Raw genomic sequence first — 19,638 nt, 5'->3', positions numbered from 1 at the left:
ATCGGGCGAAAAGGCTGCATTCCGCGTTCCGCCGGCGGCTACATGTGGTGCGCGCTACGCGGCTTCGAGCATTTGGGTCTGCTGATAAAGGCCCGTGACGAGATCTGTCTGCGTCATGATGCCGACGAGCCGGCGTGATGCATCGACGACCGGAATATGGTGGTGGCCCGAATGCGTGAACAGCGGCACGAGCGCGGTGATCGGCATCGTTTCCGGCACCGACGCGACGTCGCGCGTCATGACCGACGCGACGCTCGCGGGCTGGCCGCCGAACGATTGCGGCAGCCGCGCGGACAGGCGCTGCCACAGCGGGGCCGGATGGCGCAACTGGCGCGTGAGGTCGGCGCGCGTGACGATGCCGATGAGGCGGCCTTCGCCGTCGACCACGGGCAGCGCCTTCACGCGGTGGCGGTCGAGCAGCGTGAGCGCGGCCGTGACCGACGTCGACGGCGCGACCTCGATCGCATGCTTCGTCATCAGGTCGGCGCACTTCAACTGGCCGAACGTGCGCGTATAAGCCTGCATTTCCGTTTCGCGCAGCAGCGTTTCGAGATCGTCCGGATCGACGTCGAGCCATTCGCCGCGGCGCTTCAGTACCGCATCGAGGTCGTCGCGCGTGAAGCCGCCGCGCGCCGGTGCGGCGCCCGCCTGCGGTTTCGCTTCGGGGCGCACGCCGCCGTGCGGGTAGCGGTGCCCGGTCAGCGCGTGATAGACGAGCGCGGCCGACAGCAGGATCGCCGATTGCAGCGCGATCGGCTGCAGCACGAAGCCGAAGCCGAGCGCATGGATCGCCGGGCCGCCGACCACCGCGGTGAGCGCGACGGCGCCCGACGGCGGGTGCACGCAGCGCAGCGCGAACATGCCGCCGATCGCGCAGGCGATCGCGACCGCGGCGGCCGTGATCGGATCGGCGATCCATTGCGCGCACGCGACGCCGACGGTCGCCGCGACGAGATTGCCGCCGACGATCGACCAGGGCTGCGCAAGCGGGCTCGCCGGCACCGCGAACAGCAGCACGGCCGACGCACCCATCGGCGCGACGAGCAGCGGCACGAGGCCCGGCACGCCGGGCAGCAGCCGCATCGTGACGCCGACCGTCGCAATGCCCACGAGCGCGCCGGCGCACGCGCGCAGGCGCTCGCGCCAGCCGAGGGTCATCGGATGGGGAATGAAACTGTGCAGCCATTGCCGCAACGTGCGGCGCGACGGGGAGAAGCCTGACGACATGGATGGTGAGCGGTAAAAGGACGGCGCCGGGGCGCGGTGACAAGCGTCGAATTATATCGTGTTGTGATATAAATTGCCGCGCCGCATCACGCCGTTGCACGCGCACGACGTACAAGTCTTGCAAAATCCTTTCATCGCATGAGAGCTTGCGCGCGCCTCACCGCGCAAATTTGTCTGCAGCGGCGTACAATTCGGCGCAGTCAATTCCCCCGTCATGCCAGAACCCTGTCCTCGATGCCCGCTCTCCCGCCTTCTCCCCGGCACGGTGATCGATTCGACGCGGTTCGCGGCCGCGTTCCGTTGCCCCTCTGACGCGAGCGCCGCCGACGCCTCCCCACCGACTCTCCCCAAGCCAATTCAATGGACATGCTCGAAAACATGCGCCTGTTCGTGCGCGTTGTCGAAGCCGGCAGTTTTACTGCGGTCGCGAAGGAAATCGACGCGACCACCGCGCAGGTGTCGCGCGCGGTCTCGAACCTCGAAGCCCACGTACAGACGCGCCTGCTGCATCGCACGACCCGCCACCTCGGCCTGACCGAAAGCGGCGAACGCTATTTCGAGCGCGCGAAATCGATCCTCGCGGAACTCGACTACGCGAACGCGGAGGCGCGCAACGCGCTGCTGCGGCCGAGCGGCAAGATGCGCATCCATGCGATGACGGGGCTCGGGCAGAGTCATGTCGTGTCGTCGATCGTGCGCTACCAGGCGGACAACCCCGACGTGTCGGTCGAGCTGACGCTCGCGCAGCGGATGCCGAATCTGGTCGAGGAGGGCTATGACGTGTCGATCGTGACCGCGTCGCAGTTGCCCGATTCCGGCTATGTCGCGCAGACCTGCGGCACGAGCTGCAGCGTGCTGGTCGCGTCGCGCGAATACCTGGCGCGGCACGGCACGCCGCAGACGCCCGACGAGCTGCCGAACCACGTGTGTCTGCGCCTCGACACGCCCGCGTCGCCGGCCGGCGAATGGCGGCTCGAACGCAGCGACGGCGAGGAGACCGTCTACGCGCTGCAGCCGGCGCCGTTCCAGGTCAACGTGCCGGATGCGCTGTGCGTCGCGGTGCGTGCCGGACGCGGGATCGCGTGCGTGGCGCTGTATACGGTGCTCGACGATATCCGCGAAGGGCGCCTGATCCGCGTGCTGCCCGAATACCGGCTGCAGACGGTGAGCGTCTATGCCGTCTATGCGACGCGCCGTTATCTCGATGCGAAGATCCGCACCTTCCTCGATCACCTGCGCACGACGCTCACGCCCGCGCTGGAAAACGATCTGCGCGAACTCGACCGGCTGACGACCGAGCACGCGCCGGCCGGCCGCCAGCGCGCGTAACGGTGCGCGTGCGCGCCGCCGCGGCGTTCATGCGGCCGGCGCGATGCGGATCCGCTCGAAGCGGCCCGCGAGCCACGTGTACGCGGCAATGCCGATCAGCCCGTGCGCGGCGACGAACCACAACGCGCCGGCGAACGAACCCGTGCTCGCGACGAAGTAGCCGATCACGAGCGGCGTGACGATCCCGGCGATGTTGCCGAGCCCGTTGAAGACGCCGCCGCTCAGCCCGACCATGCCTTCCGGCGCCGTGTCGGCGAGCACGGCCCAGCCGACCGCTGCGAGTCCCTTGCCGAAGAACGCGATCGTCATCAGCGCGATCACGACCGCGTTCGACGATGCGCCGTTCGCGAGCACGAGCAGCGTCGCCATCGCCATCCCCGCGACGAAAGGCGTCTTGCGCGCCCGCGACGGATGCATGCCGCGCCGGATCAGCCAGTCCGACAGCAGGCCGCCGAGCACGCCGCCCGTGAACCCGCAGATCGCCGGAAGCGCGGCGACCCAGCCGGCTTCCATGATCGTCATCCCGCGTCCCTTGATCAGATAGATCGGGAACCACGTGATGAAGAAGTAGGTGAGGGCCGTGATGCAGTACTGGCCGATGTAGATCGCCCACAGGTTACGGTGGCGGAACAGTTGCGACACGTCGCGCCACGACGCGCGCGGCCGCTCGCGCACGCGGTTCGCCTCGAGATCGACGAGCGCGCCGTGGGCGCGCAGGTAGTCGCGCTCCGCGTCGGTCATGCGCGGGTGGCCGTGCGGTTCGCGATACCACGCGAACCACAGCGCGGCGAGCGCGATGCCGAGCAGCCCCATCCACAGGAATACGTGTTCCCAGCCGAGCGCATGCGTGAGCCACGCCATCGCCGGCGTGAACAGCACGACGGCCATGTATTGCGCGGAATTGAACAGCGCCGACGCGGTGCCGCGCTCGGCCGTCGGGAACCAGCAGGCGACGATCCGCGAATTGGCCGGGAACGCCGGCGATTCGACCAGGCCGAGCATGAAGCGCATCACGAACAGCGCGAGCGTCGCGGCCGCGCCCTGCACGGCGAACCCGCCGACCGTGCCCTGCAGCATCGTGAATATCGACCACAGCAACAGGCTCAGGCCGTACACGCGCCGCGCGCCGAAGCGATCGAGCAGCCAGCCGCCCGGAATCTGGCCGATCGCATAGGCCCACGCGAACGCCGAGAAGACGATGCCGAGTTGGACGGGCGTGAGTCCGAGGTCGTGCGCGACGCCGGTGCCGGCGATCGACATCGTCGCGCGGTCCGCATAATTGACGACGGTGACCGCGAAAATCAGCGCGAGGACCGCATAACGGACGCGGCCGATCGTGCGCGACGCGGCGGACGATGCGGCGAGCGCAGCGCCGCTGGATCGATTGGACATGCATGTCTCCTGGCCTTCGTCGTGCGAAGGCATCGGTGTTGTAACGGGAAGGGGCGTGCCGCGCTCAGCGCGTGACGCTGGTCGGCGGGCGCTCGCCCGCGAAGCATGCGGCGAGGTTCGCGAGCACGATGCGGCCCATTGCCTCGCGCGTTTCGTGCGTGGCGCTCGCGCGGTGCGGCTGCACGACCACGCGATCGAGTTCGAGCAGCGCGGCCGGCACGTGCGGTTCGTTCGCGAATACGTCCAGCCCGGCGCCGGCGATCGTGCCGTCGGCCAACGCGCGCACGAGCGCGGCCTCGTCGACCAGCTTGCCGCGCGCGACATTGATCAGGAATCCTTTGGGGCCGAGCGCGGCGAGCACGTCGGCCGTCACGATCACGTTGCCGTGATCGGCCGACGCCGCGATCACGAGCACGTCGCTGTCGCGCGCGAGCGCGGCGAGGTCGGGCACGAAGCGATAGCCGCTGTCGCGATGCTCGCGCGGGCCGAAGTAACTGACGGGCATCCGGAACGCCTGCGCGCGCTGCGCGATCGCGCGCCCGACGCGACCGAGCCCGACGATGCCGAGCCGCTTGCCCGTGACCTGCGTCGCGAGCGGCTGGGCCGTCTTGCCCCAGCGGCCGGCGCGCACGATCCGCTCGCCGGCGCCGAGGTCGCGCAGCGTCATGAGGATCAGCCCGAGCGCCATGTCGGCGACGTCGTCGGTCAGCACGTCCGGGGTGGTCGTCACGTGGATGCCGCGCGCCCGCGCGCGGTCGAGATCGACCGCATCGGTGCCGATGCCGCTGATCGCGACGATCTCGAGCGCGGCGAGCCGGTCCATCAGTGCGGCGGACAGGCCGTTCGCGCCGCCGGTCACGACGCCGCGAATGCGCGGCGCCACGCGATCGAGCAGCGCGTCCGGTTGCTCGGCCGCATACAGTCGATGCACGGTGTAACGGGCGGACAGTTCGGCGTCGATGGTGTCGGGGAGCGGCTGCGTCAGCAGGATGTCGATGGTCATGAAGGTCTCGGTCGTCGTGCGCGACGTGGGTCGCGCATCAGGTGGAACCGAGTATAGAAATCGCATCGATATCGGTCTAACATCAAAAGACTATCGATTGATTCAAGATTTGAATGATTGAACTGCACCAGCTTCGCTGCTTCGTCGCGGTTGCCGAGGAACTGCATTTCGGCCGGGCGGCCAGGCGGCTCTTCATGACCCAGCCGCCGCTCAGCCGGCAAATCCAGTTGCTCGAGCATGCGCTCGGCATCGCGCTGCTCGAGCGCAGCAGCCGGCAGGTCAGCCTCACCGCGGCCGGCGAACGCTTCCTGCGCGACGCGCGGCACATCCTCGAATTCTCCGCGCGCGCCGAGCAGGCCGCGCAGCGCGTCGCGCACGGCGGGGCCGGGCGCATCACGCTCGGTTTCACGGCCGTCAGTGCGTACCGGATGATCCCGGTGCTGCTCGCGCACGCCGCGCATGCGTTGCCGGACGTCGACGTCGAACTGCGCGAGATGGTGTCGACCGTGCAGATCGACGCGCTCGCATCGCGGATGCTCGACGCGGGTTTCGTCCGCCAGCGCGCCGCGCGCCAGCCGCTCGAATACCGGCTCGTGCAGCGCGAACCGATGCTCGTCGCGGTCGCGGAAGGCGCGCCGCTCGCGGCCTACGCGCAGATCGGCCCCGACGAGCTCGACCGGCAGCCGTTCATCGCGTATTCGCCGAACGAGGGCAAGTATTTCCACGACATGATCTCGGGGATGTTCGCGGGCGCCGGGCGGCTGCCGAACTACCTGCACTACGTCGGCCAGACGCATACGATCCTCGGCCTCGTACGCGCGGGGCTCGGCGCGGCGCTGGTGCCGGCGTCGGCCCGCGAGCTTCATGTGGACGGCGTGGTGTTCCGGCCGCTGGCGGGCGCGAATGTGGCGGCCGAGTTGTATCTCGCATGGCGCGCCGACAACGACAATCCGGCGCTGCCGGTGTTCAACGCGATGGTCGAGCGGTTTCTGACCGGCAGCCCGGACGACGCGGGCGTTTAGCGGCGCTTGCTTGCATGAGCGGAGCGTTCGAGGGCGCTAAAAAGTCTGTCGTCTGACGATTCGGCCTGTCGGTTCGAATTATGTCGGCGACGTCTGAAACGCACGAAAAACGGCGATCTTTCATCCAAAATTGCGCCGGAACCCCACCCGCATACCACCCATCATTTCACCCCGGACAGGGGAAACCCTCATTTTTCTCTCATCGGTCGTCGTATTACTGTATCGATACACTAAATCGATATAGTTGCGTCGCGAGACGCACTCGCAAAGGAGACGGCTCATGAGTACCTATACCCGGCGGCGCTTTCTGCAGACGGCGTCCGCCGCCACGCTCGCGGCCGCGGGCAGCTTGCCGGAAACCGTGCGCGCGCAGCAGCAGCCGGCGGTCACGCTGCGCTGCTCGTCGTCGATGCCGGCCGACCAGAACGCCGCGCACTACGTGTGGTACCAGCGTCTCGCCGCGAACCTGAAGGCGAGCGTCGGCGATGCGATTCGGGTCGACTACTTTCCGAACAGCCAGCTCGGCAAGGAAAGCGACGTCGTGCAGCAGGTCAAGATCGGTGCGATCGACATGATGATCGCGGGTTCGTCGATCTGGGCCACGATCGCACCGGAGCTCGGGATGCTCGATCTCGGCTACCTGTTCGACAGCTACGCGCACGTCGCGAAGGCGCTCGACGGCCCGGTCGGCACGAGCCTGAACGCGCTGCTGCAAAAGCGCGCGGGTTGCTCGGTGCTGACCTGGGGCTCGCATTTCGGCGGACGCTGCGTATTCACGAAGCAGCCGGTGACGGCGCTGCCCGGGTTGAAGGGGACGAAGCTGCGCGTGCTGCCGACGGCCGCGTTCATGGATACCTTCAAGGCGATGGGCGCGGTGCCGACGCCGATCCCGTTCGGCGAGCTGTACATGGCCGTGCAGACGGGCGTCGTCGACGGCCTCGAACACGATCCCGCCACGGTGCTCGCGAGCCGTTTCGACGAGATCGTGAAGTCGTGCTGGCAATCGCACCACGTATTCGCGGCGATGACCGTCGTGATGGGGCGACGTGCGCTCGACCGGATTCCGGCCAACCTGCGACCGGCGTTCGACCGCGCGGTGGCCGACGCGACCGTGCCGCAGCGCGCGATTGCCGCGCAGAAGGCCGCGCAGGCGGAGCAGGCGCTGAAGCAGCGCGGCATGGCGTTTCACCCGCTGGCCGAGGGCGAGCGCGCGGCGCTGCGGCAGACGATGCAAGACCGCCTGTATGTGGCGTTCGCGAAGCAGTATCCGGCCACCGCGCCGCTCTTTCCGGCGATCGCCGCCGCGCGGGGTTGAGCGATGGACATGCATTCCGTCTCGGGCGCCGCGCCGGCGCCCGCCGCAGGCCGCCCGGCGCATCGCGCCGCCCGCGTGCTGGATGCGGTGCTGCGCTGGATCGAGATCCTGTCGGCCGCGGTGCTCGCCGTCGACGTGCTCGTCGTGTTCGTGTCGGTCGTGTTCCGCTATTTCCTGCACGACCCGGTCGACTGGGCCGAGGAAGTGGCGAGCGCGCTGATGATCGTGCTGGTGTTCTTCGGCGCGGCGACGGTGCTCGGGCGCAGCCAGCATGTCGGCATCGACGTGTTTCGCGGCCTGCTGCCGGCACGCTGGCAGGGCGCGTTGATCCAGGTCGGTCACTGGATCGTGGCGGCCGTTGCGCTGAACCTGCTGGTGTCGTCGTGCCAGTTGCTCGCGGATTCGTACGACCAGATGACGACGGGCGGCTTGCCGGGCTGGATCAACGGGTATCCGATGATGTTCGGCGCGCTGTTCATGACGGTATTCGCGCTCGCCAATGCGCTGAACGCGCCGCGCCGCCGGGTGATCGGCACGTTCGCGTGCTGTGCGGCGCTCGCGGCCGCCATCTACGGCTGGAACGCGCTGTGGCCCGCGCATGCGGTCGCGCCCGGCACGCTGCTCGTCGCGGGCTTCGTCGGCGGGCTGGTGCTCGGCGTGCCGATCGGCTTCGTGCTGGCGTTTTCGGCGCTGCTGTATTTCCTCGCGGATCCGACGCTGCCGCTGCTCGTCTACTCGCAACAGGTGATGGCGGGGGCCGATCACTTCGTGCTGCTCGCGGTGCCGTTCTTCGTGCTGGCGGGGCTGCTGATGGAGTCCAACGGGATGTCGGCGCGGCTCGTCGAATTGCTGCTGCGGATGTTCGGACGCGTGCGGGGCGGGCTCGGCCTGATCGTGATCTTCGCGACGGCCTGCTTTTCCGGCGTGTCGGGCTCGAAACTGGCCGATATCGCGGCGGTAGGCGGCGTCGTGATGCCGGCCGTGCGCCGCGCGCGGCAGGACCCGAACGAAACCGCCGCGCTGCTCGCATGCAGCGCGGTGATGGCCGAGACGATTCCGCCGTGCGTGAACATGATCATCATGGGCTTCGTCGCGAACATCTCGATCGCCGGGCTGTTCGTCGCGGGGATCGTGCCGGCGGCCGTGCTCGCCGCGTCGCTCGCGGTCGTGACGGTGATCACCGGACGCAAGATCGACGTGGCCCAGGTATTCGGCGAGCGTCGCGCGTGGCTGCCGCTCGCGGGCGGCGCGCTCGTCGCGCTGATCATGGTTGCGATGATCGGCAAGGGCGTGACGTCGGGGATCGCGACGTCGACCGAAGTGTCCGCGTTCGCGGTGGTCTATGCGCTCGTCGTGGGCTGGCTCGCGTTCCGCGAACTGACGTGGCGCTCGGTCGGCCGCGTATTCGTGCGCGCCGCGTCGATGGCGAGCGGCATCCTGTTCATCGTCGCCGCGGCGTCGAGCGTGTCGTTCGCGCTGTCGATCGAGCAGATTCCGGCCCTCGTCTCGGGCACAATGACGGCGTTTGCCCATCAGTACGGCGCGACGATGTTCCTGCTGCTGTCGGCGCTGCTGATGATCGTGTTCGGCGCCGTGCTCGAAGGCGCGCCCGCGCTGATCATCTTCGGGCCGCTGCTCGCGCCGATCGCGCTGCAGCTCGGCATCCATCCGCTGCATTTCGGCACGGTCGTGGTGGTGGCGATGGGCTTCGGGCTGTTCGCGCCGCCGGTCGGGCTCGGGCTATTTACGACGTGCGCGATCACGGGCACCGAGGTCGGCCGCGTGGCCCGGCCGATGGTGAAATACCTGCTGGTGCTGTTCGCCGCCCTCGTGGCGCTGATCTTCGCACCGGCGTTTTCGTTGTGGCTGCCGGCCCATTTCGGCCTGTAGCCCGTTCCATGCAAGACGACATGAGTACGATTCAGGACGTGGCCCGTCATGCGGCCGTTTCGGTCAGCACGGTTTCGAACGTGCTCAACGGACGCACCGACCAGATGAAGCCGGCAACGCTCGAACGCGTGAAGGCGGCGATGGATGCGCTGCAGTACCGGCCGAGCACGCTCGCGCGCCAGCTCAAGACGGGGCAGACGCCGCTCGTCGGGCTGCTGGTGCCGTCGATGGCGAACCCGATGTACGGCTACATCGCACGCGAAGTCGAGGCCTGCGCGCAGGAACGGTATGGTCATCGCGTGCTGATCGGCAACACGTACCGCGATGCGCGCAAGGAGGCGTCGTTCTTCGACGATCTCTACGCGCATGGCGTGCGGCGCGTGATCGTGATCTCGTCGCTCGCCGACGAAAGCCACCTCGAGCGCGCGGCCGAACGCGGGATGACGGTCGTCAGCTACGACCGTCGCGCGACGCCCGGCGAGCAATCGAAGGTCGATCACGTGACGGCCGACAACGAGGCGGCCGCGCGGCTCGCGACGCGCCGCCTCGTCGACGCGGGTCATACGCGGCTCGCGTTCGCGACCGTGGCCGGCATCACCGTGAGCCGCAGCGACAAGATCCGCGGGTTTTTCGCCGTGGCAAGCGAGGCGGGCGGCGCCATGCAGGCCCGCGTGCTCGATGGCGGCCCCGCGAACGAATACGGCGACTCGGTGATCGTCGACGTCGGGCGTGCGCTCGGCGCCGAGTTCGCGGCCGATCCGGCGCGGCCGACCGGTATCGTCGCGGTCAACGACCTGTTCGCGCTCGGGCTGATGGCCGGACTGCGCGACGGCGGGCTGCGGGTGCCGGACGACGTGTCCGTCATCGGGATGGACGGTCATTTCCTGTCGGCGATCTCGTGGCCGGCGCTGACCACGGTGCAACTGCCGGTCACCGAAATGGCCGGCGAGATGGTGCGGCGCGTGATGCGGCAGGAGGGCGACGCGCCGTCCGCACCGGGGCAATGCGTGTTCGCGGACGTGACGCTCGTCGAGCGCGCATCGGTCGCGCCGCCGCCAGATGTGACCGGCACGAACGGAGGTCACGCATGACGCGCGTCTACGTCACGCATCCGACCGGGATGATCGACCACTACTTCGGCGCCAGGGCGTTGCGCGCACTGGGCGCGCTCGCGGACGTCACCTGCAATCCGCACGATCGCGAACTCGGCACGGACGAACTGATTGCCGCCGCGCAGGAATGCGACGCGATCATCGCGTACCGGCAGACCCCCGCGCCTCGCGAACTGTTCGCGGGGCTGCCCGCACTCGCCGCGTTCGTGCGTTGCGCGGTCGACATCCGCACGATCGACGTCGCCGCGGCGAGCGCGTTCGGCGTGCTGATCACGCAGGCGAGCCCCGGCTTCGGGCCGGCCGTCGCCGAGTGGGTCGTCGGCGCGATGATCGACCTCGCGCGCGGAATCGGCGGTTACGCGGATGCCTATCATCGTGGTGCACCGCCGGTGCCGAGGATGGGGCGCGAACTGCGCGGCAGCACGCTTGGCCTGATCGGCTACGGGCAGATCGCGCGTCATCTCGCACCGATCGCGACGGCGCTCGGGATGCGTGTGCTCGTCAGCGATCCTTACGTGCGGATCGACTCGCCGCCGCTTGAACAGGTCGATTTCGCAACGTTGCTGCGCGACGCGGATTATGTCGTCTGCCTTGCGCCGGCCACGCCGGCCACCGCGAACCTGATCGATGCGGCGGCATTCGCCGCGATGAAGCCGGGCGCGTATTTCATCAATGCGTCGCGCGGCGAACTCGTCGACGAGCAGGCGCTCGCAGATGCGCTCGACGGCGGCCGGCTCGCCGGCTGCGCGCTCGACGTCGGCCGCGCGGCGGACCAGATGCCGCCCCCCGCGCTTGCCGCGCATCCGCGCGTCATCGCGACCCCGCATATCGGCGGATTGACGCTGCCGTCGATCGAACACCAGGCGCTGGAGACGGTCGACCAGCTTGCCGCACTGCTCGACGGACGTGTGCCGAACGGCGCGGTCAACGCCGCGCAGGCGACGCGGCTCGCGCGCTGGCGCAGGTCGAGCGCATCCGTCGGGCAGGGGCTGCGATGACGCGCGACGGGGCAGACGGCATGCGGTTCCCGGATGCGTGCGATTGCCATATCCATATCTACGACGATGCGTATCCGCTCGCGCCGACGGCGACGTTTCGGCCGCCCCATGCGCCGGTGGATGCATATCGGCGCATGCAGCGGGCGCTCGGCCTCACGCGTGTGGTCGTCGTGCAGCCGACCGGCTATGGCTTCGACAACCGCTGCACGCTGGATGCATTGGCCGCGTTCGGTTCGCGCTCGCGTGGCGTCGCGACGTTGCCGGTCGACGTGCCGGACGCCGAGCTGGAACGTCTGCATGCCGCCGGCATGCGCGGCGTGCGGTTCATGATGCTGGCGGGCGGCACCGCGCAATGGGGCGATCTGGAGCGGATGGCCGCACGGATCGCGCCGCTCGGCTGGCATATCGACCTGCAGTTCGACGGTCGCACGCTGTGCGATATCGAACAGGCGCTATCGCGGCTGCCGGCGCGCGTGGTGATCGATCACACGGGCAAATTCCTGACGCCCGTCGCACCGGATGCGCCGTCCTTCCTCGCACTGCGCCGCCTGCTCGATCGCGGCCACGCATGGGTGAAGCTGTCCGCGCCGTACGAGACGTCGCGATCCGGCGCGCCGGGCTACGACGACGTCGCGCGTCTTGCCGCCGTGCTCGCGCGCGGCCATTCGGCGCGCTGCGTGTGGGGCAGCAACTGGCCGCACCCGAACGCATCGCCGGTGCCCGACGATGCGCGCCTGCTCGGCTGGCTGCGCGATTGCGCGGCCGACGATGCTACGGCTCGCGCAATCCTGGTCGACAACGCGGCTGCGCTCTACGGATTCCACGCCGATACGCGGCGCGATGACGCGACGTAACGCGCTGTCGATCCGGACGCATTGTGCGATTGCGACCCGGTGACGGCGGCGTGAAGCGAAGGAGGGCGGAAGGGACGGGAAGACATGCACGCGGCCCGGCGAAGAGGATTCGCCGGGCCGCGTGCATCGGGACGTCAGTGCGTGAACGACAGGAACAGATAAGCGGCGAACAGCGCGACGTGCACGACGCCGTGCAGCACCGTCGTGCGTCCCTGGCTCAGCGTGAGCGTGCTGACCAGCAGCGTGAGCGCCAGCAGGACCGTTTCCATCGCGCCGATCCCGAGCGTGAGCGGCTGGCCGACCCAGATGAATACGGCGGCGACGGTCGGGATCGTGAGCCCGATGCTCGCGAGCGCCGAACCGAGCGCGAGGTTCATGCTGGTCTGCAGGCGGTTCGCACGCGCGGCGGTGACGGCCGCGAGCCCTTCCGGCAGCAGCACGAGCGCGGCGATCACGATACCGACCGCGGCTTCGGGCGCGCCGAGCTTCAGCACCGCATGCTCGACGGCCGGCGACAGCAGCTTCGCGAGCAGCACGACCGCGACGAGGCTCGCGAACAGCAGCACCATGCTGATGATCGCGGTGCGGTTGCTCGGCGCGGCCGCGTGCACCGCTTCGTCCGCGCTGTCGTGCGCGGCGAGGAAGTAGTCGCGGTGGCGCACGGTCTGCACGAACACGAACGCGCCGTACAGCACGAGCGACGCGACGCCGGCGAACGCGAGCTGCGATTTCGAGAAGAACGGGCCGGGTGCGGCGCTCAGGTAGTTCGGCATCACGAGCGACAGCACCGACAGCGACGCGAGCACCGCGAGCGCCTTGCTCGCGCCGCGCCCCTGGAAGTCCTGTTCGCCGTGCTTCCATGCGCCGACCAGCAGGCAGATGCCGACGATGCCGTTACAGATGATCATCACGGCGGCGTACACGGTGTCGCGGGCGAGGCCCGATTTTTCCGGGCCGGCGCCGAGCATCACCGACACGATCAGCGCGACCTCGATGACGGTCACGGCGACCGCGAGCACCAGCGTGCCGAACGGTTCGCCGACGCGGTGCGCGACGACTTCCGCATGATGGACGGCGGCGAACACGGCGCCGGCGAGCGCGGCGGCGAACACCGCGATGGCGAGGCCTTCGGCCGGCACGACGCGCGACAGCGCGAGTACCAGCCACGCGGCAAGCGGGGCCCAGAGGGTCCAGCGCGGAAGCTGGTTGGACGAGAGCGGCATGAGGGATTCCTTATGCGAGTGGCGGCGCGCGACGCGCCGTCACGGGTTGACGAAGCCCGGCCGTACTATCCGCCGAACGAGGACGATGAAACCGATGGGGGGCGGCACGCAGCGGTGCCGCCCTGGGTTCGCTGCCGCGAGGCGGCGACGGCGCGGGCGGGCCGAAACCCGTCGCGGGATGAAACGATTCGATGCGGTTGCCCGCTGACAGCGAGACGAGCAACACGTGGCAATGCGCGGGCCGGAGCCTGGATTCGACCCCGAAAGAGAACGACGGACGGCGGTGATGGCGCGACACGCGTTTCCCCCTGGAATCCGGCGATTTGTCGAATTTTATCAGGCGATCCGGCGTCACTATCTCATATTCGAATCATTACATTGACCTTTCGGTTTACAAAAAGTGCCCTGGCCCATCGATTTTTTGTCGTTGCAGCTTCCGTAACGGTGTCTTGCACGACACATTCGGGCTCGCCCTGACATAAATCTACCGACCGGTCGGTTTATAATCGCTCGCACTTCCACTTCATGACGGATCGCAAGCGATGGCTGTTTCCTCTGCACATTCGGTGAACTCGGGCGCACTGGCGCCGTCGGCCGTCGTCGGCGTGATCGGCGCCGGCGCGATGGGGGCGGGCATTGCGCAGGTTGCGGCGGCGGCCGGCCATCCGGTGCTGCTGTACGACCTGAACGAAGCGGCCTGCGACAAGGCGCTGGCCGGCATCCGCGCGCAGTTCGCGCGGCTCGCGGAGAAGGGGCGGCTCGAACCGGCACAGGCCGACGCGGCCGCTAACCGGATTCGCGCGGTGCGCGCGCTGGCCGATTTCGCGGGCGCCGCGCTGATCGTCGAGGCTGCGGCCGAGCGGCTCGACGTGAAGCGCGAAATCTTCGCGACGCTCGAGCGTCATGTCGACGACGCCTGCGTGCTGGCGACCAACACGTCGTCGATCTCGATCACGTCGATCGCGGCCGGGCTGCGTGTGCCGCAGCGCGTCGCCGGTCTGCATTTCTTCAACCCGGCGCCGCTGATGGCGCTCGTCGAGGTGGTCAGCGGGCTCGCGACCGCGCCCGAGGTCGGGCGGATGCTGCATGCGACCGCCGCCGCGTGGGGCAAGCAACCGGTGATGGCGAAATCGACGCCGGGCTTCATCGTGAACCGCGTCGCGCGGCCGTATTACGCGGAGGCGCTGCGCGTGCTGAACGAACAGGGCGGCGCGCCGGCCACGATCGACGCGGTGATGCGCGAAGCGGGCGGCTTCCGGATGGGGCCGTTCGAGCTGATGGACCTGATCGGTCACGACGTGAATTTCGCGGTGACCGAGTCGGTGTTCCGCGCGTACTTCAACGATCCGCGCTACACGCCGTCGCTGATCCAGCAGGAGCTCGTGAACGCGGGCTTTCTCGGGCGCAAGTCCGGGCGCGGGTTCTACTCGTATGCGGACGGCGCGACGCCGCCCGCGCCCGACCTCGAACCTGCACGCGACGCGCCGGCCGACGTCGCGCTGTTCGCGCAGGACGGCCCGGCCGCCGCGCTGCATGCGCGCTTCGTCGAACGCATCGCGACCGCGCGGCGCCACGACGCGCATGCCGACGAGCTGCTCGCCGTGGCCGGCCGCGCGTCGATCGCGCTGACCGACGGCCGTACGGCGACCGCGCGCGCCGCCCAGACGGGCGTGGCGGATCTCGTGCTCGTCGACCTGGCGCGCGATTACGCGCAGGCCGGGCTCGTCGCGCTGACGCGCGCGCTCCAGTGCAGCGACGCCGCGTATGCGGACGCGGTCGGCCTGTTCCAGCACGCGGGCTTTCGCGTCGTCGGCATCGCGGACGTGCCGGGGATGGTCGCGATGCGCACCGTCGCGATGCTCGCGAACGAGGCGGCCGACACGGTGAACCAGGGCGTGTGCTCGCCGGCCGATCTCGATCTCGCGATGGAGAAGGGCGTGAACTACCCGTGCGGCCCGCTCGCATGGGCCGATGCGATCGGCATCGGCCGCGTGCATCGCGTGCTGTCCAACCTCGCGGCGAGCTACGGCGAGGATCGTTATCGCGTGTCGCCGCGTCTTGCCGCGCTGTATGCGGCCGGCCGCACGTTCCGGTCATGACCGCTTCGTCACCTCGAACACGACAACGACATCACTCCATTGGAGGAGTACCCCGATGACTCACCCGACGCATCCCGCCGCCGCTCTCGAGCCGATCGAGACCGCCAGCCGCGACGAACTGCAGGCGCTGCAGCTCGACCGCCTCAAATGGTCGCTGCGCCACGCGTACGACAACGTCCCGCACTATCGGCGCACGTTCGATGCGGCGGGTGTGCATCCGGACGACCTGAAGTCGCTCGCCGATCTCGCGAAATTCCCGTTCTCGACCAAGAGCGACCTGCGCGACAACTATCCGTTCGGCCTCTTCGCGGTGCCGCGCGAGCAGGTCGTGCGCGTGCATGCATCGAGCGGCACGACGGGCAAGCCGACCGTGGTCGGCTACACGGCGCGCGACATCGACACGTGGGCGAACGTGACCGCGCGCTCGATCCGCGCGGCCGGTGGCCGCCCGGGCGATACGCTGCACAACGCGTTCGGCTACGGCCTGTTCACCGGCGGCCTCGGGATTCACTACGGTGCGGAGCGGCTCGGCTGCATGGTCGTGCCGATGTCCGGCGGGCAGACCGAGAAGCAGGTGCAGCTGATTCGCGATTTCGAGCCGAAGATCATCCTCGTCACGCCGTCGTACATGCTGAACCTGATCGACGAGATGGTGCGGCAGGGGATGGACCCGGCCGAATCGTCGCTGAAGATCGGCATCTTCGGCGCCGAGCCGTGGACGCAAGCGCTGCGCAATGAAGTCGAGACGCGCGTGGGCATCGACGCGCTCGACATCTACGGGTTGTCGGAAGTGATGGGCCCGGGCGTCGCGTGCGAATGCGTGGAGACGAAGGACGGCCCGGTGATCTGGGAAGATCATTTCTACCCGGAGATCGTCGATCCCGTCACCGGCGAGGTGCTGCCCGACGGCAGTGAAGGCGAGCTCGTGTTCACGTCGCTGACGAAGGAGGCGATGCCGGTGATCCGCTACCGCACGCGCGACCTCACCGCGCTGCTGCCGCCGACCGCGCGCGCGATGCGCCGGCTCGCAAAGATCACGGGCCGCTCCGACGACATGCTGATCGTGCGCGGCGTGAACGTGTTCCCGAGCCAGATCGAGGAGATCGTCGTCGCGCTGCCGCAGTTGTCAGGCCAGTTCCAGATTACGCTGTCGCGCGACGGTCACATGGACCGGCTCGACCTCGCGGTCGAGTTGCGCTCCGAGGCGGCGGCGTCGGTCACCGATGGCGATCGCGCGGCGCTCGCGCGCGAACTGCAACACCGGATCAAGACGATGGTCGGCGTGTCGTCCGGCGTGACGGTGCTGGCGGCCGGCGGTATCCCCGCGACCGCGACCGGCAAGGCGCGGCGCGTGATCGATCGCCGTCAGGCCGCCTGATGTCGATGTGTGCCGTTCTACCCGAGGAAACCTGTTCGATGGATGAATTGAAGACCCTGGCCGTCGCGGTCGATGCGCGCGGCATCGCGACCGTCGCGCTGCAGCGCGGCGACGTGCTGAACGCGTTCGACGAGACGATGATCGCGGAGCTGACCGACGCGTTCACGACGCTCGGCCGGCGCGACGACGTACGCGCGATCGTGCTGCGCTCGGATGGCCGCGCCTTTTGCGCGGGCGCCGACCTGCAGTGGATGCAGCGCGCGAGCGCGAACGACGCCGCCGCGAACCTGCGCGACGCCGAGCGGTTCGCCGCGATGATGCGCGCGATCCGGCAGTGCCCGAAACCGACGGTCGCTCGCGTGCAGGGCCACGCGTTCGGCGGCGGCGTGGGCCTGTGCGCGGCGTGCGATATCGTGATTGCGAGCGACCACGCGCGCTTTTCGGTCAGCGAGGCGCGCTTCGGGATCCTGCCGGCCGTGATCGGCCCGTATCTGGTCGAGGCGGTCGGCCAGCGCCAGGCGCGCCGGCTTGCGTTGACCGCGACGCAGCTCGCGGCCGCCGAGGCCGTCGCGATCGGCCTGATCCATCAGGCCGTGCCGCTCGATGCGCTCGACGACGCGCTCGAGCGGACGCTCGCGGAACTCGGCCGCAACGGCCCGCACGCGCTGATGGAGATCAAGCGCTTTTTCGATGCGATCGGCGAGTATCCGCCGTCGGACGAACGCGCGGCGTTCACCGCGCAGACGATCTCCCGCGTGCGGGCGACGCCGGAAGAGAAGGAAGGCTTCGCGGCTTTCTTCGCGAAGCGGCCGCCGGCGTGGGAGACGGGCGCCGAATAAGGCCGCGCGACGAACTTTCACGACGATCGACGGCGGAACCGGGCCGGCCGCATTTTGCATCTCGGGCGCGAGCGCTTGCACTACAATGCGTGACCCCCGGCGCGCTGCCGGCCCCGTCCCGACCGATGCTTCGCACGATGATCGTCAATCGCCTTGTCTCCGAGATCCTGTTCGGCTTTACCGGCCTGATCGGCATCATCAATCCGATCGGCATCGCGTTCCTGTTTCTCGAACGGACCGAGGCGCTTACCGCGCACGAACGCGATCTGCTCGCGCGAAAGGTCGCGTTCAATGCGTTCGTCGTGCTGATGGTCGCGTTCTTCGCCGGCACGCCGGTGCTGCATTTCTTCGGGATCTCGATGGAAGCGCTGCGGATTGGCGGCGGCTTCGCGGTTGCCGTCGCCGGCTGGCAGATGCTGAACGAACCGGACGGTCCGGGTGGCGGCGACACGCCGGTCAAGCCGATCGACGCGAACGCGATCATGACGCGCGCGTTCTTCCCGTTGACGGTGCCGCTGACGGTCGGGCCCGGCTCGATCGCGACCGCGATCGCGCTGAACGCGAACCGCACGCACAAGCTGTCGGAATTCATGCTGTCGAGCATCGTGTCGATCGCCGTGTCCGTGCTCGTCGCGCTCGTGATCTGGCAGGTCTACAGCCGCTCCGCGCTGCTCGCGCGCTACCTCGGCAGCGAAGGGACCAAGGTCGCGAAGCGCGTGTCGGCGTTCCTGCTGCTGTGTATCGGCGTGCAGATCATGCTGACCGGCTTCTCCGCGTTCCTGCAGCCGATCGCCGACCAGGCCAAGTAACCGGGGCCTCCCGGTTCGTCCTTCGAGGTTCGTCCTTTCACGCAGCCTGCACGCGGCGCGCGGTCATACGCGTTCGCGGCATGCGGGATACCATGCAACGTCTGGCGGATGCGCGGCGCGCATCCGGCCGCAACCCCCAACTTGAGTGGCGAGGCGTGCAATGGAATACGTGAAATTCGGGTCGACCGGGCTGGATGTGTCGAAGCTGGTGCTGGGCTGCATGACATTCGGCGAGCCGTTGCGCGGCACGCACCCGTGGACGCTGCCGGAAGCGGAAAGCCGCCCGATCATCCAGCGCGCGGTCGAGGCCGGCATCAACTTCTTCGACACCGCGAACATGTATTCGGACGGCACGTCCGAGGAGATCGTCGGCCGCGCGCTGCGCGATTTCGCGAAGCGCGACGAGGTCGTAATCGCGACCAAGGTGTTCTACCGGATGCGGCCGGGACCGAACGGCGCCGGCCTGTCGCGCAAGGCGATCATGACCGACATCGACCAGAGCCTGAAGCGGCTCGGCACCGACTACGTCGATCTCTACCAGATCCACCGCTGGGACTACGGCACGCCGATCGAGGAGACGCTCGAGGCGCTGCACGACGTCGTGAAGGCCGGCAAGGCGCGCTATATCGGCGCGTCGTCGATGTTCGCATGGCAGTTCGCGAAGGCGCTGCACACGTCGAAGCAGAACGGCTGGACCCGCTTCGTCAGCATGCAGAACCACCTGAACCTGCTGTATCGCGAAGAGGAGCGCGAAATGCTGCCGCTGTGCGAGGACGAACGCATCGCGGTGATCCCGTGGAGCCCGCTCGCACGCGGGCGCCTGACGCGCAACTGGGACGAGTCGTCGGAACGGCAGCAGAAGGACGACGTCGGCCAGCGGCTGTACGACGCGACGGCCGACGCCGACAAGGCGGTCGTCGAGGCCGTCGCGGCGATCGCCGCCGCCCGCAACGTGCCGCGGGCGCAGGTCGCGCTCGCATGGGTCGCGCAAAAGCGCGGCGTGACCGCGCCGATCGTCGGCATTTCGAAGCCGCGGCAACTGGACGATGCGCTCGGCGCGCTCGCGCTGAAGCTGACCGACGACGAGATCGCCACGCTTGAACGCCCGTACGTGCCGCACGCGGTGGCCGGGTTCAACTGAGCGGCGG

Annotated in this window: 16 protein-coding genes; 12 read left to right on the top strand and 4 right to left on the bottom strand. The window is 68.8% G+C overall.

From position 1 onward, the window contains the following. Positions 1-54 precede the first annotated feature (54 nt). Positions 55-1,227 (bottom strand): HPP family protein, encoded by a 1,173-nt coding sequence (locus tag HWX55_RS11260; RefSeq protein WP_175975637.1) that lies wholly within the window; start codon positions 1,225-1,227, stop codon positions 55-57. A gap of 360 nt (positions 1,228-1,587) precedes the next feature. Between HWX55_RS11260 and HWX55_RS11255 the strand changes: the two genes are divergently transcribed. After that, complete coding sequence (locus HWX55_RS11255) at positions 1,588-2,556, top strand: LysR family transcriptional regulator (RefSeq protein WP_050012775.1); 969 nt, start codon at positions 1,588-1,590, stop codon at positions 2,554-2,556. A gap of 27 nt (positions 2,557-2,583) precedes the next feature. Here the strand turns inward: HWX55_RS11255 and HWX55_RS11250 are convergent, their stop codons facing one another. Beyond that, positions 2,584-3,948: an MFS transporter gene (locus HWX55_RS11250; protein WP_175975636.1), complete on the bottom strand. Its 1,365-nt coding sequence runs from the start codon at positions 3,946-3,948 to the stop codon at positions 2,584-2,586. Between the two features lie 64 nt (positions 3,949-4,012). Continuing rightward, a complete protein-coding gene (locus HWX55_RS11245; RefSeq protein WP_175975635.1) occupies positions 4,013-4,951 on the bottom strand; it encodes a 2-hydroxyacid dehydrogenase in 939 nt (312 codons plus the stop codon). A gap of 113 nt (positions 4,952-5,064) precedes the next feature. On the opposite strand from HWX55_RS11245, the gene HWX55_RS11240 reads away from it, so the two are divergent. The 6 genes from HWX55_RS11240 (at position 5,065) to HWX55_RS11215 (ending at position 12,142) form a co-directional block, all read left to right on the top strand. Further along, on the top strand, positions 5,065-5,973 hold the full coding sequence (locus HWX55_RS11240; protein WP_069617946.1) for a LysR substrate-binding domain-containing protein: 909 nt from the start codon (positions 5,065-5,067) through the stop codon (positions 5,971-5,973). Positions 5,974-6,253: 280 nt separating this feature from the next. Then, complete coding sequence (locus tag HWX55_RS11235; RefSeq protein WP_175975634.1) at positions 6,254-7,288, top strand: TRAP transporter substrate-binding protein; 1,035 nt, start codon at positions 6,254-6,256, stop codon at positions 7,286-7,288. A gap of 3 nt (positions 7,289-7,291) precedes the next feature. Beyond that, a complete protein-coding gene (locus HWX55_RS11230) occupies positions 7,292-9,178 on the top strand; it encodes a TRAP transporter large permease subunit (protein ID WP_175975633.1) in 1,887 nt (628 codons plus the stop codon). A gap of 8 nt (positions 9,179-9,186) precedes the next feature. Next, entirely contained in the window at positions 9,187-10,269 is a 1,083-nt protein-coding gene (locus HWX55_RS11225; protein WP_175975632.1) for a LacI family DNA-binding transcriptional regulator, read from the top strand. After that, entirely contained in the window at positions 10,266-11,288 is a 1,023-nt protein-coding gene (locus HWX55_RS11220; RefSeq protein WP_175975631.1) for a hydroxyacid dehydrogenase, read from the top strand. The genes HWX55_RS11225 and HWX55_RS11220 overlap by 4 nt, the downstream gene beginning before the upstream one ends. After that, positions 11,285-12,142: an amidohydrolase family protein gene (locus HWX55_RS11215; RefSeq protein WP_175975630.1), complete on the top strand. Its 858-nt coding sequence runs from the start codon at positions 11,285-11,287 to the stop codon at positions 12,140-12,142. Before HWX55_RS11220 ends, HWX55_RS11215 begins: the two co-directional genes overlap by 4 nt. A 134-nt stretch (positions 12,143-12,276) precedes the next feature. On the opposite strand, the gene HWX55_RS11210 is transcribed toward HWX55_RS11215, so the two are convergent. Continuing rightward, positions 12,277-13,365 (bottom strand): ionic transporter y4hA, encoded by a 1,089-nt coding sequence (locus tag HWX55_RS11210; RefSeq protein WP_069617941.1) that lies wholly within the window; start codon positions 13,363-13,365, stop codon positions 12,277-12,279. 542 nt (positions 13,366-13,907) lie between these two features. Between HWX55_RS11210 and HWX55_RS11205 the strand changes: the two genes are divergently transcribed. The 5 genes from HWX55_RS11205 to HWX55_RS11185 all read left to right on the top strand — a co-directional run bounded on the left by HWX55_RS11205 (position 13,908) and on the right by HWX55_RS11185 (position 19,631). Beyond that, entirely contained in the window at positions 13,908-15,464 is a 1,557-nt protein-coding gene (locus tag HWX55_RS11205) for a 3-hydroxyacyl-CoA dehydrogenase (RefSeq protein WP_175975629.1), read from the top strand. A 55-nt stretch (positions 15,465-15,519) separates the two neighbouring features. Continuing rightward, on the top strand, positions 15,520-16,842 hold the full coding sequence (paaK, locus tag HWX55_RS11200) for a phenylacetate--CoA ligase PaaK (RefSeq protein ID WP_175975628.1): 1,323 nt from the start codon (positions 15,520-15,522) through the stop codon (positions 16,840-16,842). Between the two features lie 38 nt (positions 16,843-16,880). Further along, positions 16,881-17,681: an enoyl-CoA hydratase-related protein gene (locus tag HWX55_RS11195; RefSeq protein ID WP_175975627.1), complete on the top strand. Its 801-nt coding sequence runs from the start codon at positions 16,881-16,883 to the stop codon at positions 17,679-17,681. A gap of 137 nt (positions 17,682-17,818) precedes the next feature. Continuing rightward, a complete protein-coding gene (locus tag HWX55_RS11190) occupies positions 17,819-18,490 on the top strand; it encodes a MarC family protein (RefSeq protein WP_027780810.1) in 672 nt (223 codons plus the stop codon). 160 nt (positions 18,491-18,650) lie between these two features. Beyond that, a complete protein-coding gene (locus HWX55_RS11185; RefSeq protein ID WP_175975626.1) occupies positions 18,651-19,631 on the top strand; it encodes an aldo/keto reductase in 981 nt (326 codons plus the stop codon). Positions 19,632-19,638 lie beyond the last annotated feature (7 nt).

Origin of the sequence: Burkholderia sp. BCC1047 (genome assembly GCF_902833155.1) — a bacterium.
Lineage (GTDB): Bacteria > Pseudomonadota > Gammaproteobacteria > Burkholderiales > Burkholderiaceae > Burkholderia > Burkholderia sola.
This window is presented reverse-complemented; position numbering and strand designations above follow the sequence as displayed.

Bases quoted from the DNA above. Each gene is read 5' to 3' on its own strand.
- HWX55_RS11260 (WP_175975637.1), bottom strand. From the start codon at position 1,227: ATGTCGTCAGGCTTCTCCCCGTCGCGCCGCACGTTGCGGCAATGGCTG.
- HWX55_RS11255 (WP_050012775.1), top strand. From the start codon at position 1,588: ATGGACATGCTCGAAAACATGCGCCTGTTCGTGCGCGTTGTCGAAGCC.
- HWX55_RS11250 (WP_175975636.1), bottom strand. From the start codon at position 3,948: ATGTCCAATCGATCCAGCGGCGCTGCGCTCGCCGCATCGTCCGCCGCG.
- HWX55_RS11245 (WP_175975635.1), bottom strand. From the start codon at position 4,951: ATGACCATCGACATCCTGCTGACGCAGCCGCTCCCCGACACCATCGAC.
- HWX55_RS11240 (WP_069617946.1), top strand. From the start codon at position 5,065: ATGATTGAACTGCACCAGCTTCGCTGCTTCGTCGCGGTTGCCGAGGAA.
- HWX55_RS11235 (WP_175975634.1), top strand. From the start codon at position 6,254: ATGAGTACCTATACCCGGCGGCGCTTTCTGCAGACGGCGTCCGCCGCC.
- HWX55_RS11230 (WP_175975633.1), top strand. From the start codon at position 7,292: ATGGACATGCATTCCGTCTCGGGCGCCGCGCCGGCGCCCGCCGCAGGC.
- HWX55_RS11225 (WP_175975632.1), top strand. From the start codon at position 9,187: ATGCAAGACGACATGAGTACGATTCAGGACGTGGCCCGTCATGCGGCC.
- HWX55_RS11220 (WP_175975631.1), top strand. From the start codon at position 10,266: ATGACGCGCGTCTACGTCACGCATCCGACCGGGATGATCGACCACTAC.
- HWX55_RS11215 (WP_175975630.1), top strand. From the start codon at position 11,285: ATGACGCGCGACGGGGCAGACGGCATGCGGTTCCCGGATGCGTGCGAT.
- HWX55_RS11210 (WP_069617941.1), bottom strand. From the start codon at position 13,365: ATGCCGCTCTCGTCCAACCAGCTTCCGCGCTGGACCCTCTGGGCCCCG.
- HWX55_RS11205 (WP_175975629.1), top strand. From the start codon at position 13,908: ATGGCTGTTTCCTCTGCACATTCGGTGAACTCGGGCGCACTGGCGCCG.
- paaK (WP_175975628.1), top strand. From the start codon at position 15,520: ATGACTCACCCGACGCATCCCGCCGCCGCTCTCGAGCCGATCGAGACC.
- HWX55_RS11195 (WP_175975627.1), top strand. From the start codon at position 16,881: ATGGATGAATTGAAGACCCTGGCCGTCGCGGTCGATGCGCGCGGCATC.
- HWX55_RS11190 (WP_027780810.1), top strand. From the start codon at position 17,819: ATGATCGTCAATCGCCTTGTCTCCGAGATCCTGTTCGGCTTTACCGGC.
- HWX55_RS11185 (WP_175975626.1), top strand. From the start codon at position 18,651: ATGGAATACGTGAAATTCGGGTCGACCGGGCTGGATGTGTCGAAGCTG.